We start from the raw sequence: 15813 nt of genomic DNA on the forward strand, positions 1-15813 counted from the left end.
CTTTCTCTTTTCTATGAAAGGATGAAATAAAGTTATAACATTATAATGTTTATATTTAAAAAAATATAATTATGCTAAAACTAATTGTTCTGCTTGTTTCAGTACTTTCAAACCATCACACATGCCATAATCTCGTTGGTCTATAATCGCAACTGGTATATTGTATGAATTTGCAAGAAACTCTACGGCTGGAAATAAATATTTCACTTGCGGACCAATTAAAACAACATCAGCATTTTTTATTTCCAGTTTCACAAGTTCTGAATCAACTGCTTTAATTTTATAACCCTTCCCTTGTTTCATTGCCTCTTCTTGCATTTTTCTTACAACCATACTCGTTGACATGCCTGCTGCACAACATAATAAAATGTACATCTTATACTGTCACTTTCTCTTCTATTCGTTTATGAAGAGTGATAAATTCTTCAGCAAGTTCTTTCACTGTAATTGCATTCATTAAATGATCTTGTGCATGCACTAACAGTAAACTGATTTCTGCATGATTTCCTCTTGCTTCTTCTTGAATTAAGTCTGTTTGAATACGATGAGCTGCTGAAATTTCTTCCCTAGCAAGTGTCATCTTTTCACTCGCATTCTCAAAATCCCCTTGTCTTGCAAAAGCAATTGCTTCAAGTGACGCGCTTCTCGCGTTGCCACCATGTAAAATTAACGCAAATGGAGTTTGCATATCAGTCATTTTAAATTCCCCCAAACCATCTTTTTTCTATATTGTTATCTTATTATGAAAACGCATACAATTAAACATAAAAAACTTCCGTTGTGTAACGGAAGTTTTTATATACTTCTCTTATAACGATAATAATATCTCTTGAAAATCTTCAATCACTTCAGCCTGAGCTAATTTCTCTATCGTATTTTGATTAGACATAATATCATATAAAAAATCATAAAGCTTTTGTAAATCTTCATTATTATTGCGCTTTACACTAAATAAAATAATAACTTGTACTTTCTTATCTCCCCAGTCAACCGCTTTATCAAGTGTACAAAACATCAAAAATGTTTTCTCACTTAATAACTGCATCGGATGTGGAATCGCAACTAAATTCCCAACCGCTGTAGGGGATGTATTCTCTCTTTCCATAACAGAGTCATAAAAGCTTTCTGGTACATAATTTTTCTCAGCAGCTTTCTCACATAAAAATTGGATAACCTCTTCCTTTGTAGAAGCACTGTGATTTAAAAAGATTAAATCTTCCTTCATATATTGCTGCACACTATTATTCACATGCGTAAATAACTGCTGACCAATTGACTTAATCTCTTTATCATCAAATATTGAGTTTACTTTTATAACGGGCACAGGTAAACCACTTGGTATATGAATCGTACTAATAATACAATCTATCTTTTCTTTGTAGAGATCTTCTACTTTCAATTGATAATAACCTGTAATCCCTACAATCTCTAATTTATCTCGAAACTGTGATAGAATTTTATATTTCAATAGTTGAGCACTTCCTTGACCAGTCGCACAAACTAATAAACATCTTTTCTTTTGATTCTGTTCCTGTAAACGACTCATCGCTCCGCCGAAGTGAATCGCAATATAACCAATTTCACTTTCCGGAATCGATTCTCCCGTGTATTCACCAATTATATCTCCAACGAGAACCGCAATTTCAAAAGCATACGGATAATTCTTTTTCACTTCTGCCAAAAGAGGATTTCTCGTATTTAACTTATACTTCAAACGGTTTAATAACGTTTTTAAATGAACACCAAACCCGAATAATAATTCTTCATCATAATAAAAAATAAGATTCCGTTCTTCCGCTACTTTAAAAAGAATATGTTGCATGAATGCATATAGATCTTTTCCTAATAGTTCTTCCACATTTTCATAACGATCTTTCGTTGTAACAGCAGTACTTAATAAATGCATCGTCACATATAAAACTTCTTCTTCTGGAAATGAAAGATGCAACTCTTTCTCTAAATCCCCTAAAATCTCTTTCGCAATTGTATATTCTTTCTTTATTATAAGTTCAGCTTGCTCTACATGTAGTCCTTTCATATAATGTTGATCTTCACAACGCTTTAATGCAATTGCAATATGAATGACTAAATTATCAATTTCTATATCTGATAAATATATCGTTCCTCCTTCGATATACTTTAATATAACCGAACGGATAAGCGGTATATGAGGTAACGATAAGTATGTATCATTCTGCTCAAATTGCTCATGAAACGGAGTATGATCATAACGCGGTAAACCGTATTGTGATAAACAAGAACGAATATGAAACTCCTCTCCCACAATACGTATACCATAATATGGTCTCTTTTCAATTTGTAATTGATAGCGACCACATATATCTGTCACATCTTTCATAATTAAATTTACAGTCGATTTACTTACATAAATCTCCTCTGCTAACTGTGAAAGCTTCACATATCCCTCAGTCGTTAAAATACGTTGCAGAATGTACGCTACCCTTTCTTCATAAGAAGTTGGGATTTTTTCTGTCTGTTTTTGAAATAGACTCACGCAAAACTCTTCAAACTGCTTTGTTTGTATAATTTCTAGTTCGTATCCAGTTCCTCGCTGTGATTCAATTTTCGCTCCGTTTTCTTCCAATATATCATTTAATAATTTTATATCTTTTTGAATCGTCTTCGTTGATACATGTAAACGGCTCGCTAAAAAAGCTCGATTTAACATCGATTTCTCTTCTAAAAACTCCTCTAAAATAGAAACTAATCGCTGATGCACCTTTGTCATAGCTCTTCCTCTCGCAATTTATATATAAAAAGGAAAAAGCTGCTGAGGTCAGTAGTTTTTTCCTTTTTTAATTTATCTATTTCTTTAATGTAAATCCGAATTTATCCCATGCTTGTAAATAGTCTAGTAAGAAAATCTCTTCTTCTACAATTCGACCAACTACATTTGTTTTTCCTGTATTCACCATATCTTTTAATGCAATTTGCAATTCACCTTTATATTGGCCATATTGCTCATTATCAATTAAAAGATCACCACGCTTAATTTCACGTGTATTATGAGGTTTAAACTCTTCTTTTTTATATTTGACACGGCTTTGTGTCGAACGAATCATATATTCAGATACATCCCCGCGATAAAAATGAGGTTCGTCTAATACGATAATTCTTTCTAATTCTGTCGTTGTATCATATAACTCTATATCAAACGTTTGTTTCTCTTTATTTAATGCACCTAGTGCTTGTAATTCTTCTTCTGATGCATAAGCGTTCGCAATAATAACATCATCAATTAATTCTGTCGCAAATAAATGCTTCGCCTGTGTTGTCATTGGTAGTTCACGATGCTGTTCTAACGTACATAATCCTTCTGTTACGGGCCAAGGTCCATATGTTGCATCAAATGATGAAATAAAAGCAGCCGTTCTCATACCGTAATCTTTAAATTGTTTCGAGCATTTAATGAAATGATCGTATGATAATCCAGAATAACGATGCGGATAAAAATTATGGCAACCAATTAAATTTTCACGATTTGGTCTATGGCTCATAATATTATCTACATACTTCGTACCGTTACTCATATTAATCTCAATTTTTAAGCCATACGGATTGTAAGTCATAATTGATTCTTCTAATCCTGAGAAACCAACATCTAAACGAATACCGTACGCACCTAGTTCATGGAAGAATGATAAATCATTATACGAAATACCTAGTTGTTCAAAAACAGCTGGACTAATATCAACTAATACTTGGAACCCTAATGCATTTGCATGAGAGATCGTTTCTTTAAACTCTTCTATAATTTTCTCTTTTTCTCCATCTACAGACAATAAGCATGTGAATACACGTGTAAATCCGTATTTACTTGCTAATGTTAAATATTCCTTATCTTTCTCTACTGTTGAATGTTCTGGATAAATAGAAATACCTAATCGTCTCATATGTACACGCCTCTTTCTTCATTGTTTTGTAAACCTTTTCAAATATATGTAGTGAAAAAGTATATATCCCCTTCTCATTCACTACTTTTTGAATCCGCTTTCTTTAAAGAAAAAATAATTTCTATCATTCATAACAACTACAAGTCTATACATCTATACTTTACAACTTTTTTTCATAGTTGTGTAGCTTTTACACAAATTTGTCAGTTTTTTACCTCGAAAATTGTTGTACGTTTTCAAGGCACCTTCCTTGACTGTTACATTGGCCAATACATATACTCGAAAGAAAAGAGAAATTTTTTATATAGGGGATGAATACATGGGAGAAGCAATACTCGTAAAACGAGAACCGTTATGGACGAAAGAATTTGTCGCGCTAATTCTAGCAAACTTATGTATGTTTTTAGGATTTCAAATGTTAATTCCTACTTTACCCGTTTATGTGAAAGAAATTGGAGGTACAAGTTCCAATATCGGATTCGTTGTCGGCATGTTTACTGTTGCGGCACTTTTTGTTAGACCGCTAACTGGAAATGCCTTGCAAAAATTTAGCAAAAAAATCATTTTAATGATCGGTACTGCTATTTGTTTACTCGCTATGGGTAGTTACCTTTTCGCTTCAACTGTTTTCCTATTGCTTGCCGTTCGAATTTTACACGGAGCTGGTTTTGGTATTACAACGACTACATATGGAACTGTCGTTTCAGATTTAATTCCGCAAGCTCGCCGTGGTGAAGGCATGGGATATTTCGGTCTTTCTGGAACGATTGCAATGGCGCTCGGTCCACTTATCGGACTTTGGCTTATGCAAACATATAACTTCACGATTCTTTTTTTATGTGCACTTTCCTGTACAATTGTTTCATTAATATTAACGAAACTACTTCAAATCAAAAAATCGCCGCAATCACCACAGCAAACATCTGGTACCTTCCTTGATGGATTTATTGAACGTAAAGCTTTACTTCCTTCATTATTAATATTATGTATTACATTAATGTACGGAGGAATCGGGAGCTTTATTACATTATTTGCTACGGAAGTCGGAATTGCTGATATAAGCCTCTTCTTCTTATTTAATGCACTTGCAATCGCCGTCACTCGGCCGTTTTCTGGAAAATTATATGATGCGAAAGGTCATACATTCGTTATTATTCCAGGAGTTATTATTACGTTTATAGGTATTATTTTATTGTCGTATACAACTACAATTCCAAGTTTAATTATTGCGGCAGCATGCTACGGAAGTGGATTTGGAGCGATTCAACCTGCTCTACAAGCATGGATGATCGACCGAGTAGCACCTCACCGCCGAGGAGTTGCAACAGCTACATTCTTCTCAGCATTTGACCTAGGAATTGGTGCTGGCGCAATTATTTTTGGATTCATTGCACATTTTACAAACTACGCAACTGTATATCGTTATTCCTCTCTACTACTTATTGCTTTCCTGTTCATTTACATCACAAGTGTAAAAAAACAAAAGCATGGAAATAAAAACAGAGAAAAAGCTGCTGGATAATTTCAGTGGCTTTTTTTCGTATTTTTGATGTTATAAAACTACATGCATTTTCCTACATATTTTTTTAACTTTCATCAAAAAATATACGATGAACTCGCAGACGCTTTCCTTCATATTCAACCGAACAATACTATTCTAAAAAGTGTGATTTCTTTACAAAATTAAGATTTATACAAGATAAAAACCAATAAAATACAGCCATTTCTTTAAGGAATTGTAAACTTTTCTTCCCTTTGTAAATTTAGTGTAAATTTTACGGATAAACCGTTTACAGTGCCTCAAGGTTCAGTTAATAATTACATCGTACATGAAATTTAAGGAGTGGAATGCGTGGAATATAATGTTCAAGATATGATCTTCCAGTTCATTGGTGGATTAGGTATTTTCTTATTCGGGATTAAATACATGGGCGATGGACTGCAACAAGCTGCTGGAGATCGTCTTCGCGATATTCTAGATCGCTTTACAACAAACCCACTAATGGGTGTACTAGCAGGTATGTTAGTTACTGTATTAATCCAATCAAGTTCAGGAACAACCGCTTTAACAGTCGGACTCGTAAGTGCTGGATTTATGACATTAAGACAAGCAATCGGTGTTATTATGGGTGCGAACATCGGTACGACAGTTACTGCATTTATTATCGGAATTAAAATCGGAGAATATGCTCTTCCAATTATGGCAGTTGGAGCTATCTTACTATTCTTCTTTAAAAATAAAAAAGTACATTCTTTAGGTCAAGTTATATTCGGTTTTGGTATGTTATTCTTCGGTTTAGAACTAATGAGCACCGGTATGAAGCCTCTTCGTTCTTTAGAGTCATTCCAAGAATTAACAGTTAGCATGAGTGATAATCCAATTTTAGGTATTGTTGTTGGTACAGTCTTCACTTTAATTGTACAAAGTTCAAGTGCAACAATCGGTATTTTACAAGAACTATTCGGTCAAGGTGCAATCGATTTACAAGCTGCCCTTCCTGTATTATTCGGTGATAATATCGGTACAACAATTACAGCAGTATTAGCAGCAATCGGTACTTCAATTGCTGCAAGACGTGCAGCATTGGTTCACGTTATCTTTAATATTGTCGGTACAATCATCTTTACGATTTTATTAATACCTTTTACAAATTTAATTCAATATTTCCAAACGTCATTAAACTTAAATCCAGAAATGACAATTGCATTTGCACACGGAACATTTAACGTAACGAATACAATCATTCAGTTCCCATTCATCGCTGTATTAGCATGGATTGTAACGAAAATTATTCGTGGTGAAGATGCTGCTATTGATTTCAAACCGCAACATTTAAATCCAATCTTTATTGAACAATCTCCAGCTATTGCTTTAACAGAAGCACAAAAAGAAATTATTCGTATGGCTGAGTTTTCATTACATGGATTGAAAGAAGCAAACCAATTTTTAAACACACAAGATAAAAAACACGCTGACATGGCTACTCAATTAGAAGGAGCTATTAACAATTTAGATAAAAAGATTACCGAGTATTTAGTTTTACTATCAGAAAAACCACTTTCACCGACAGACTCTGAGAAGCATTCAGTTCTAGCAGGTGTTGTTGGAGATATTGAACGTGTCGGTGATCATGTAGAAAACCTTGTAGAACTTGTAGATTTCCAAATCTCAAACCGTGTTTCCCTATCAGACGAGGCACTAACTGAACTAAATGAAATGCTTGAATTAACGATTTCAACATTACAAGACGCAGTTGAAGCTTTAACAAACTTCGATACTGAACTAGCTCAAACTGTTATTGCAAAAGAACGTAAAATCGATCAAATGGAACGTGTTCTTCGTAAACGTCACGTATTACGTCTGAACGAACGTAGCTGTTCAGGTGATGCAAGTATCATCTTCGTTGATATGGTAAGTAACTTAGAGCGTATTGGCGATCACGCTGTAAATATCGCTGATGGTGTTTTAGGTGAACAAGGTAAAATCAATTTAAAACAATCATTATAATAAGAAAGAGACGCTAACGTGAGCGTCTCTTTTTTCATTTCATATTTACAACCGTTCTTCCTTTTAACTTTCCTTGCAATATAAGTGTAAACTTCTCATCTAATTCTTCTAATGCACATTCTTCTGTATAAGATCGCAACTCTTTATTTCCCCATTCATTGGCTAGGAGCGTCCACACATCTCTTCTCACATCCACTGGGCATTGCACTGAATCTATCCCTAACAGGCTGATACCTCGTAAAATAAACGGATATACCGTTGTTTGTACTTGCTGGCCTGCCACATTACCGCATGTCGTTACGCACCCGCCATACTTTACCGTTTTTAAAGCTGTTTCTAACATATGTCCACCTACAGTATCGATAACCCCGGCGTATATTCCTTTTAACATTGGTCTTCCTGATTCATCATTCAATTCCGCGCGATGCATCACTTTTTTCGCTCCTAGACGTAATAGCATCTGTTCCTCTTCCATTTTTCCTGTCGCTCCTACTACGCTAAACCCTAACTTACTTAAAATACTAACAGCTACACTTCCTACACCGCCTGTAGCACCCGTTACTAAAACATCGCCCATACTAGGCGTTACTCCTGCTCTAATAAGCTTATATACTGATAAAGCGGCTGTAAAACCTGCCGTCCCGTACATCATACTTTCCTTTAATGACATTCCCTCTGGTAAAGGGACAATCCAAGATGCCGGCACGCGAATATATTCTCCAAAACCACCAGAAGTATTCATCCCTAAATCATATCCCGTTACAATGACTTTATCTCCTACCTTAATGGTAGCATCTTCACTACTCACAATCACTCCTGCTGCATCAATTCCTGGCGTATGAGGATATGTTCTCGTAACACCTTTATTACCTGTAGCTGAAAGAGCATCTTTATAATTTAATGAAGAATAATGAACCTGTATTAATACGTCTCCCTCAGGTAAACTACTTACTTCTCTCTCTACAACGCTTCTTACAAACTGCTTATTTTCTGTTTCGTTCACAACGATTGCTCGGAATGATGTATGATTCATTATGCCCTCTCCTTTATCCGTAAATTTCTTCTTTATTATATAGAAGAAATAATTAAACCTACTCATTTCTTCATGGCTATATTTCAACAAATCTTACTTCTCTATTACTTTCTCACAATACATATTTTCATTTCCACTAAAACAACTTATACTTATTCTACATCTCAAAAATAAAATATAAAAAATCTGACTTTTTATAAATAAATTGAATTTTTACGAAATGTAAATGTTTTGTAATGTTTTTTTTCGTCAAATTTCATTATAATAAGTGGATATGAGTGTCGTATTTCAATCCAAATGAAGGAGTACAGGAAATGGAGCAAAACCCATCTTTGCAAGAAAATACACGCAGTAAACCGAAAAAAAGTAAGAAAAAAACAAAAATTATTATAAGCGTTATTCTATTCTTTTTAATAGTAGGTGGCGGTTATACTTGGTTTTTAGTAAATAAAGCATCTTCTGCTGTTCGAAATGCCGCACACGATTTAGCACGCGGTGATAAATCTGATTTACGTGATAAAGTTGTAAAACCTATTACAAACAATGTCTCTGTCTTAGTAATGGGTGTCGATGAAAGCGATGTCCGTGGGAAAGAATATGGTGAAGCTATAAGAACGGATGCACTATTACTTGCAACGTTTAATAAAGATAGCAAAACTGTAAAACTATTAAGTATTCCACGAGATACATATACGTATATTCCAGTGGAAAAGAAAAAAGATAAAATTACACACGCTCATGCATACGGTTCTACTAAAAACGGAAAAGATGGTGGACCACAAGCAAGTATTGATGCAGTTGAAAAATTACTAAATGTTCCTGTTGATTACTTTGTAAAGTTTAACTTCAAATCATTTATGAAAATTGTCGACGATTTAGGCGGCATTGAAGTTGACGTACCAGTTGAATTTACGGAACAAGATAGTAATGATAATGCTGATGCAATTCACCTGAAGAAAGGTGTTCAAAAGCTAAATAGTGAAGAAGCTCTTGCTCTTGCTAGAACACGCCACATCGATAGTGATGCAATGCGTGGACAACGTCAACAGCTCGTTATTGAAGCAATTTTAAAGAAACTAACAAGCGTTGGATCTGTAACAAAAGTTGGTAACATCATTGATGATATTAACGGACAATTCGTTACAAACTTAACATTCGATGATATGCTTTCATTCTATAAGTACGGATCGGATTCAGAAATTGAAAAATTACAAATTCAAGGTGAAGACTGCTACATGGCAAAAGGTGATGATACTTGTAGCCAATCTGCTGGTGGCGGCCGAACGTATTACTACAATCCAGATAAAAAAGAATTAGCAAAAGTTACAAACGATCTTCGTACTCATCTTGGATTACCTGCATATACAAAAACAGACTCTGATTCGAAAAAAATAAGTACAGAGAAAACAAAAGAATCTAAGTCTGAAAATTCAAGTGAACGCGAATCAAGTAACAATGAAGTGAAAAATAAAAATAGCAATGAAGATACAGAAACATCGTCTAACGACAATGAATAATAAAGAAGCAGTTCTCTATGGAGGTAGAGTACTGCTTCTTTTTATTCCGTTAGAATCAAAAATCAGAACTTTCTAACTATCTTTTTTAATATTTTTAAATTATAATAAATAGTAGCAATCTATTCCAATTATCAGGGGGCTCATACATATGAAAGCTGCAGTAAAACATAACATCTCAGATTTTAAAGACTACTTAAAGTCAAACGATATATTCATGGAAGAAAATATAGATGAAAATGATGGTTCTGTTCATTTTTCAGTAGGATTAGAAACAGAAGCTGGTGCAAAAATTCAACTGATCGCCGCTTTCCAAAACGAACATCCTACTGTAGATATATACTGCTTCAATGTTGCTCACGTACCTGATGCAACAGCAACAAATGATATTTTGCATGTTATTAATGAATTAAACACATCTTATCGATTTGCAAAATTCACATTAAACAAGCAAAATGCAATTGACATTTCAACATCTCTTGCATTCTCAGAACCAAACTTTAATCCAGCACTTGTCTTTGAACATACGAGAATGCTATATAAATTAGCAAATGACGAATATAAAAACTTAATGAAAGTAATTTGGGCGTAAATAAAAGGATGGGCTGTAAGCAGCGCCATCCTTTTATTTCGATATCATATCAATCCACATCTTAACAGCAGTTCCTACAATCAAAATCGATAACATATATTGTAGTGCTTTTTGATTGATCCTCTTCCCAACTCGCGCCCCAAGCGGTGCAGCAAAGATACTTGCAATCGCAACAATAAGAGCTGGAATTACAACTACTTGCCCAGTTATTACTTTTCCAGTTGTAATCCCTACTGAAGAAATAAACGTAATAGCAATAGATGTTGCTATCGTTGTACGTATCGGCAATTTTAAAATAACTAGCATAATCGGAACTAAAAGGAACGAACCTCCAGCACCTATAATGCCTGATGCTCCGCCTACAATAAATGCTAATAAACTTGCTAACCATTTATTATATTTTACTTCATCACCATTATTTCGTTTCGGTACGAACATCATAATAGCAGCTATTGTTGCTAAAGCTGCATAAACAACATTGACCGTATGTTCCTCTAATATGTTAGCACCAAAACTACCTATGAAACTTCCTATTAATATACTAGCTCCCATATATACAACTAGCGTTTTATCCATCTCATTACTTTTCCGATAGGCCCATGCCCCTGCAAAAGTTGCAAAGAATACTTGCACCGCTGTAATACCACTTACTTCATGTGCAGTATAGCCAGTAAATCCTAGCAATACCGGAATGTATAAGATCATCGGATAATTAATAATCGCACCGCCAATTCCAACCATTCCTGATATAAACGATCCTATAAACCCAATTATAAAAAGTAATACGACTAAACTCACCTTATATCCCCCGCCTTCTAAAAAGAAGGTGATTTAAATGAATAAGTTCACATTCCCATCCGAAGCATCTGCTAAATAAGCTCCTACTCCTGCAAACTCTACCCCTTCCATAATCTCTTCCTCTTTTAACCCTAATAAATCTACTGTCATTTGACAAGCTACAAGTTTAATCCCCTGTTCTTTCGCCAAATCTATTAAATCTGGTAAAGGCATCGCATTATGTTTTTTCATAATACCTTTAATCATCTTTGGCCCCATACCGGCAAAATTCATTTTCGATAATCCCATCTTGTCAGCACCGCGTGGCATCATCTTTCCAAATACTTTTTCGATGAAAGTTTTCTTTACCTTCACATGCTCATCTTTCCTTAAAGCATTTAATCCCCAAAAAGTATGAAATATAGTTACCTCTTGATCATACGCCGCTGCACCATTTGCAATAATATAAGCAGCCATCGCTTTATCGTAATCTCCGCTAAATAAAACGATTGTTATTTTCTTCTGTTGTTCCATGTTGTTTTCCCTCCAATTACCTATAGGGGTATTTTTATTGTTATAAAAAATCGTTTCACCCTATTCTACTTTCCCTTCCCACGCTAACATACCACCTACCATATTAATCACTCGAAAACCGTAACCTTCTAAAAATTGAACAGCTCTTGCACTTCTCCCGCCAGAGCGACAAACGATAATATATTCTTTCTTTTTATCCAACTCATGCATACGAAATTCTAACAGCCCTAGTGGAATATTACACGCTTCTGGAATTTTCCCTTCAACTACTTCTTCTACTTCACGTACGTCCACGATATTTACTTCTTCTTTACGTAACAATTTTTCTTCCAATTCTTTTACTGTCATTTCTTTCACTTTACATTTCCTCCTCACAAACCATTCATCCCGCCTGAAACATTGATAACGTGCTGAAACCCTAATTTCTTTAATACTTTTGCTGCTTGCTTACTTCTCATCCCGCTCTGACAAATAACGATTACTTCCTTATTTTTATCTAACTGACTTGCTCTACTAGCTAACTCATTTAAAGGGATATTTTGAAATCCTTTCATATGATTTCCTCTATATTCACTTACTGTACGAACATCGATAAGTTGTTTCCCCTTTTTTCCCGCTATATTCTTTAATTGTTTTCCACTTATATTTTGAACACCTTTAACTGGTAAAAAACGCGACATAACAACTACTACAGCAAATAAAATGAAAAGCGTACTTAGTATTGTATTCATATAACCAACCTCTCTATATTTATAAAACTACTACGCCTTCTTAATCCAAAACTTCAGCACATCGGCTTCTTCTACATGCTTTACAATGTCATGACCACTTTTATTTGCCCATGCTGGAATATCCTTAATAGACCCTTTATCCGTTACATGTACTTCTAACACTTCTCCCGTTTGTAAAGTATCCATCGCTTTCTTCGTTCTTACAATCGGCATTGGACATGCTAAACCTGTCGCATCTAATACTTGTTTTACATTCATCATCTATTCCTCCATTTTTTATTTATTTCATTATTCGTGCACTGCACAACGATTTGGACCAATCTCCATTTCACGCTCTTTATCCACACTTGGGTGAATTTTACCCATATTGGTTTGACGGATTTCTTCATATGCATTTGGCTGAGGTGGTAAGTTTTCTGTTACAGTTTTACGGAACTCTACCGCATCCTCAATATTTAACCCTGCATTATTCGCAAACAAATCTTTTAATTTTGCGCTAACAATACCACTTTCGTTCATTTCACTTACTTTTGAATAATGAGCTGGTAACACAACTAAATTTTGAGATAGCTCTTTATATCGGCTATACAAAGTATTACGTAAATCACTTACCCAATCTTCAGCCTTCCCAGCAAGATCTGGACGCCCGATTGAATCTACAAATAAAATATCGCCTGATAATAAATAGGAATCATCTACAATAAATGATGTACTTCCAATCGTATGCCCCGGTGAGTATAATGCATCAATTCCAATTTTAGTACCCCCCACCGTAATAACAGTTCCTTCAACAAGCGGTTCGTATGAGAAAACAACTTCCTCCGCATCTTTTGGCGGTAACCAATACGTACCACCGACTTTTTCCGCTAGCTTACGTCCTCCAGAAATATGGTCTGCATGTAAATGCGTATCCATTACATTCTTAATCGTAACGCCATGCTCTTTCGCGAATTCTTCATATGCATCAACTGTTCTTACTGCATCAATAACTGCTGCCTCACCGTTTGATACGACCATATAAGATAAACAACCTTTTCCAAGGCGGTTAAACTGATACATACTTCCGCCATTTTTTAAATCTCCAACTTTTATAGGCTTTACATATTCACTCCAAGCCTTCATACCACCAGCTAAATAATAAATATTTTCTAACCCAGCCTCTGTTAACTGCTCTGCCACAAATATAGAAGACCCTTCTTTTGCACATACTACTAAAACATCTTTATCTTTAGGCAATTCACTTGCAATATGATCTACACCCTCTAATAAATCAAAGTACGGCACATTCATTGAAGTAACTTCTTTTCCTTCAATTTTCCAATCTTCATAATCCGCCTCATTACGAACATCTAAAATAAACAACTCTCCGAATAAAACTTTCTCTGCAACATCTTTCGCTTGTAACGGTTTAACATTCATTTAATTACCCCCATAGGTATATTTTTATTTGAAAAATTTTAATGCTTTATATTCCCTTGCCACTCTAACATGCCTGGAATGACATTCTTCACATTTACATAACCTTTCTCTTTCAACATGTGGCAAGCTACATCACTACGGTTACCAGTTCGGCAAACAACATAAATTTGCTTCGTCTGATCTAAAGCTGCACTGTCTAACTCTCCTAACGGCACGGAAACAGCCGATGGTATATGACCAAAAGCGAATTCCGCTGCTTCTCGAACATCTAATATAATACACTCTTCATCACTTAATAATATCTCTTCCAACTCCGTATTCGTAATTGTATGAGGATACTTCGCTACTTCATTCAATTCATGTTCATGTGCTTTTCTAACGTAATGCCTCAAAACATCGCCCTCTTGTTTCGTCCCGATATATTGATGTCCTACTTTATTCGCCCAGCTTTGTATGTCTACTGTAGACCCTTTATCTGTTGCCTCAATCTCAATCACCTGCCCTGACGTCAATCCTTTCATCGCCTTCTTTGTTTTCACAATCGGCATCGGACAAGCCAATCCTTTACAATCTAAACTCATATTCACTTTTATACTCATAGTCGATTCCTCCACAATTTATATACATATACCTGTATGGGTATATTAAAATGTTTTTGAAAATCTGTCAACTCTTACGTTTGACAGATTATCGGCTTTTTACAAGTAATTGAACAGCTTCTTTAATTAACTCTTCATTTGAACCATTACCACTTTCAAACTGCTCACGTAAACATTGCTCTAGATTTGTTCCAACAACAAGTCCAATTGTACGATCAAGTGCAGAACGAGATGCCGTTAACTGTGTAATAACCTCTCGGCAATCTTTTCCTTCTTCCATCATACGAAGCACACCACGAACTTGGCCTTCAATACGTTTTAATCTATTTTTCATATCTTGATTGTATTCCACTATAGACCACCTCCGTAATTATAACTATATTATACATTACTTTGTAACTTTGTATAATATCATATACCCTTAAGGGTATATTGTAAAGCGTTTTGTTTTTTGGACCTTTCTAATGGATAGTAAAAATGCAAAAGCCACTGATTGTATTGGCTTTTGCATTTCTCAACTACACTGCATTATTATCTTACTTCTTATAAACTCTTTTTAAAACTATAATCCATTTCTCCACCTAGTGCTGCAGCTGTATCACCAGTTTCTCTAAAATCATGTGTATATATTTTTTCAAATGAACCGAAATCTACTTGCTTATAAAATTCAAAACAAGGGAATCCATCATGCTCTCCTTGAACATCGATAGTACCATCCTTTTTCACACAGACATTTAATACATAATCTACAGGAGGTGCATATACATTTAATGGATTACTTGCACTCGCACTCATTTTAAATTGTACACCACCGGAATTCCATACGATATCAGTACACACAATATTTTCCGTACTCGCTTTTCCATTTCTTTTATTCACCGAACCATCTGGATTCGTAATCTTCTCTGTCGTAATACCCGTATTCGCATATGAAAACACTTCTTCTTTATAAAAATCAACTACTACCTCTTGCTCCACTCTAGAGCGCATCGTATTTACCGCATGTGGTGTAAATTCACGTGAATCACCTTCAAATTGGATTACTTGTCCTGTTTCCATATCCTTCTTAGCTTCAGTCCAAGACATTGGAATAAATACACTGGCTCTAATTTTTACGATATTAGTCATAAGAAACACCTCTATAATTCTAATTTTATATACTGCATTATTTAATAAAAAATCCACCATTTCA

18 protein-coding genes are annotated in these 15813 nt (G+C 34.9%); 4 read left to right on the forward strand and 14 right to left on the reverse strand.

Annotated elements, in window-relative coordinates; translation table 11 throughout:
- Nucleotides 1-69: 69 nt before the first annotated feature.
- From ACTFRS_RS20120 to ACTFRS_RS20135, 4 genes are all read right to left on the reverse strand, one after another.
- Nucleotides 70-375, reverse strand: coding sequence for a PTS sugar transporter subunit IIB (locus ACTFRS_RS20120; RefSeq protein WP_139868983.1), 306 nt, complete (start codon nt 373-375; stop codon nt 70-72).
- A gap of 1 nt (nt 376) precedes the next feature.
- Nucleotides 377-697, reverse strand: coding sequence for a PTS lactose/cellobiose transporter subunit IIA (locus ACTFRS_RS20125; protein WP_000131336.1), 321 nt, complete (start codon nt 695-697; stop codon nt 377-379).
- 111 nt (nt 698-808) lie between these two features.
- Nucleotides 809-2749: a BglG family transcription antiterminator gene (locus tag ACTFRS_RS20130; protein WP_440025651.1), complete on the reverse strand. Its 1941-nt coding sequence runs from the start codon at nt 2747-2749 to the stop codon at nt 809-811.
- 76 nt (nt 2750-2825) lie between these two features.
- Entirely contained in the window at nt 2826-3914 is a 1089-nt protein-coding gene (locus tag ACTFRS_RS20135) for a DUF871 domain-containing protein (protein ID WP_440025649.1), read from the reverse strand.
- 319 nt (nt 3915-4233) lie between these two features.
- Between ACTFRS_RS20135 and ACTFRS_RS20140 the strand changes: the two genes are divergently transcribed.
- Entirely contained in the window at nt 4234-5436 is a 1203-nt protein-coding gene (locus tag ACTFRS_RS20140; protein WP_016716534.1) for an MFS transporter, read from the forward strand.
- A gap of 330 nt (nt 5437-5766) precedes the next feature.
- Entirely contained in the window at nt 5767-7422 is a 1656-nt protein-coding gene (locus ACTFRS_RS20145) for a Na/Pi cotransporter family protein (protein ID WP_242269653.1), read from the forward strand.
- A 34-nt stretch (nt 7423-7456) separates the two neighbouring features.
- Here the strand turns inward: ACTFRS_RS20145 and ACTFRS_RS20150 are convergent, their stop codons facing one another.
- Entirely contained in the window at nt 7457-8455 is a 999-nt protein-coding gene (locus ACTFRS_RS20150; protein ID WP_439195594.1) for a YhdH/YhfP family quinone oxidoreductase, read from the reverse strand.
- A gap of 314 nt (nt 8456-8769) precedes the next feature.
- On the opposite strand from ACTFRS_RS20150, the gene ACTFRS_RS20155 reads away from it, so the two are divergent.
- Both ACTFRS_RS20155 and ACTFRS_RS20160 read left to right on the forward strand, forming a co-directional pair.
- On the forward strand, nt 8770-9972 hold the full coding sequence (locus tag ACTFRS_RS20155; RefSeq protein WP_439195593.1) for an LCP family protein: 1203 nt from the start codon (nt 8770-8772) through the stop codon (nt 9970-9972).
- 148 nt (nt 9973-10120) lie between these two features.
- Nucleotides 10121-10561, forward strand: coding sequence for a YbjN domain-containing protein (locus tag ACTFRS_RS20160; RefSeq protein ID WP_101168581.1), 441 nt, complete (start codon nt 10121-10123; stop codon nt 10559-10561).
- 33 nt (nt 10562-10594) lie between these two features.
- Here ACTFRS_RS20160 and ACTFRS_RS20165 read toward each other — a convergent pair whose 3' ends face one another.
- The 9 genes from ACTFRS_RS20165 to ACTFRS_RS20205 form a co-directional block, all read right to left on the reverse strand.
- Nucleotides 10595-11359 (reverse strand): sulfite exporter TauE/SafE family protein, encoded by a 765-nt coding sequence (locus ACTFRS_RS20165; RefSeq protein WP_139868988.1) that lies wholly within the window; start codon nt 11357-11359, stop codon nt 10595-10597.
- Between the two features lie 33 nt (nt 11360-11392).
- Nucleotides 11393-11872 (reverse strand): DsrE/DsrF/DrsH-like family protein, encoded by a 480-nt coding sequence (locus ACTFRS_RS20170; protein WP_440025646.1) that lies wholly within the window; start codon nt 11870-11872, stop codon nt 11393-11395.
- 60 nt (nt 11873-11932) lie between these two features.
- Nucleotides 11933-12229, reverse strand: coding sequence for a rhodanese-like domain-containing protein (locus ACTFRS_RS20175; protein ID WP_139868989.1), 297 nt, complete (start codon nt 12227-12229; stop codon nt 11933-11935).
- A gap of 14 nt (nt 12230-12243) precedes the next feature.
- The gene (locus tag ACTFRS_RS20180) at nt 12244-12603 is read right to left on the reverse strand and encodes a rhodanese-like domain-containing protein (protein WP_242294070.1); all 360 of its coding nucleotides are present in this window, start codon (nt 12601-12603) and stop codon (nt 12244-12246) included.
- Nucleotides 12604-12633: 30 nt separating this feature from the next.
- A complete protein-coding gene (locus ACTFRS_RS20185) occupies nt 12634-12864 on the reverse strand; it encodes a sulfurtransferase TusA family protein (RefSeq protein WP_139868991.1) in 231 nt (76 codons plus the stop codon).
- Between the two features lie 27 nt (nt 12865-12891).
- Complete coding sequence (locus tag ACTFRS_RS20190) at nt 12892-14022, reverse strand: MBL fold metallo-hydrolase (protein WP_439195592.1); 1131 nt, start codon at nt 14020-14022, stop codon at nt 12892-12894.
- A gap of 38 nt (nt 14023-14060) precedes the next feature.
- A complete protein-coding gene (locus tag ACTFRS_RS20195; protein ID WP_439195591.1) occupies nt 14061-14621 on the reverse strand; it encodes a sulfurtransferase TusA family protein in 561 nt (186 codons plus the stop codon).
- Nucleotides 14622-14709: 88 nt separating this feature from the next.
- Nucleotides 14710-14973, reverse strand: coding sequence for a metal-sensitive transcriptional regulator (locus ACTFRS_RS20200; protein ID WP_000456206.1), 264 nt, complete (start codon nt 14971-14973; stop codon nt 14710-14712).
- Nucleotides 14974-15164: 191 nt separating this feature from the next.
- Nucleotides 15165-15749 carry a DUF3238 domain-containing protein gene (locus ACTFRS_RS20205; protein WP_439195590.1) on the reverse strand — a complete coding sequence of 195 codons (585 nt, stop codon included), beginning with the start codon at nt 15747-15749 and terminating at the stop codon, nt 15165-15167.
- Between the last annotated feature and the right edge of the window lie 64 nt (nt 15750-15813).

Origin of the sequence: Bacillus cereus group sp. MYBK139-1, from assembly GCF_051916915.1 — a bacterium.
Classification (GTDB): Bacteria; Bacillota; Bacilli; order Bacillales; family Bacillaceae_G; genus Bacillus_A; species Bacillus_A pacificus.

Coding starts and splice junctions, on each gene's coding strand:
- ACTFRS_RS20120 (WP_139868983.1), bottom strand. CDS start 375: ATGTACATTTTATTATGTTGTGCAGCAGGCATGTCAACGAGTATGGTT.
- ACTFRS_RS20125 (WP_000131336.1), bottom strand. CDS start 697: ATGACTGATATGCAAACTCCATTTGCGTTAATTTTACATGGTGGCAAC.
- ACTFRS_RS20130 (WP_440025651.1), bottom strand. CDS start 2,749: ATGACAAAGGTGCATCAGCGATTAGTTTCTATTTTAGAGGAGTTTTTA.
- ACTFRS_RS20135 (WP_440025649.1), bottom strand. CDS start 3,914: ATGAGACGATTAGGTATTTCTATTTATCCAGAACATTCAACAGTAGAG.
- ACTFRS_RS20140 (WP_016716534.1), top strand. CDS start 4,234: ATGGGAGAAGCAATACTCGTAAAACGAGAACCGTTATGGACGAAAGAA.
- ACTFRS_RS20150 (WP_439195594.1), bottom strand. CDS start 8,455: ATGAATCATACATCATTCCGAGCAATCGTTGTGAACGAAACAGAAAAT.
- ACTFRS_RS20155 (WP_439195593.1), top strand. CDS start 8,770: ATGGAGCAAAACCCATCTTTGCAAGAAAATACACGCAGTAAACCGAAA.
- ACTFRS_RS20160 (WP_101168581.1), top strand. CDS start 10,121: ATGAAAGCTGCAGTAAAACATAACATCTCAGATTTTAAAGACTACTTA.
- ACTFRS_RS20170 (WP_440025646.1), bottom strand. CDS start 11,872: ATGGAACAACAGAAGAAAATAACAATCGTTTTATTTAGCGGAGATTAC.
- ACTFRS_RS20180 (WP_242294070.1), bottom strand. CDS start 12,603: ATGAATACAATACTAAGTACGCTTTTCATTTTATTTGCTGTAGTAGTT.
- ACTFRS_RS20185 (WP_139868991.1), bottom strand. CDS start 12,864: ATGATGAATGTAAAACAAGTATTAGATGCGACAGGTTTAGCATGTCCA.
- ACTFRS_RS20190 (WP_439195592.1), bottom strand. CDS start 14,022: ATGAATGTTAAACCGTTACAAGCGAAAGATGTTGCAGAGAAAGTTTTA.
- ACTFRS_RS20195 (WP_439195591.1), bottom strand. CDS start 14,621: ATGAGTATAAAAGTGAATATGAGTTTAGATTGTAAAGGATTGGCTTGT.
- ACTFRS_RS20205 (WP_439195590.1), bottom strand. CDS start 15,749: ATGACTAATATCGTAAAAATTAGAGCCAGTGTATTTATTCCAATGTCT.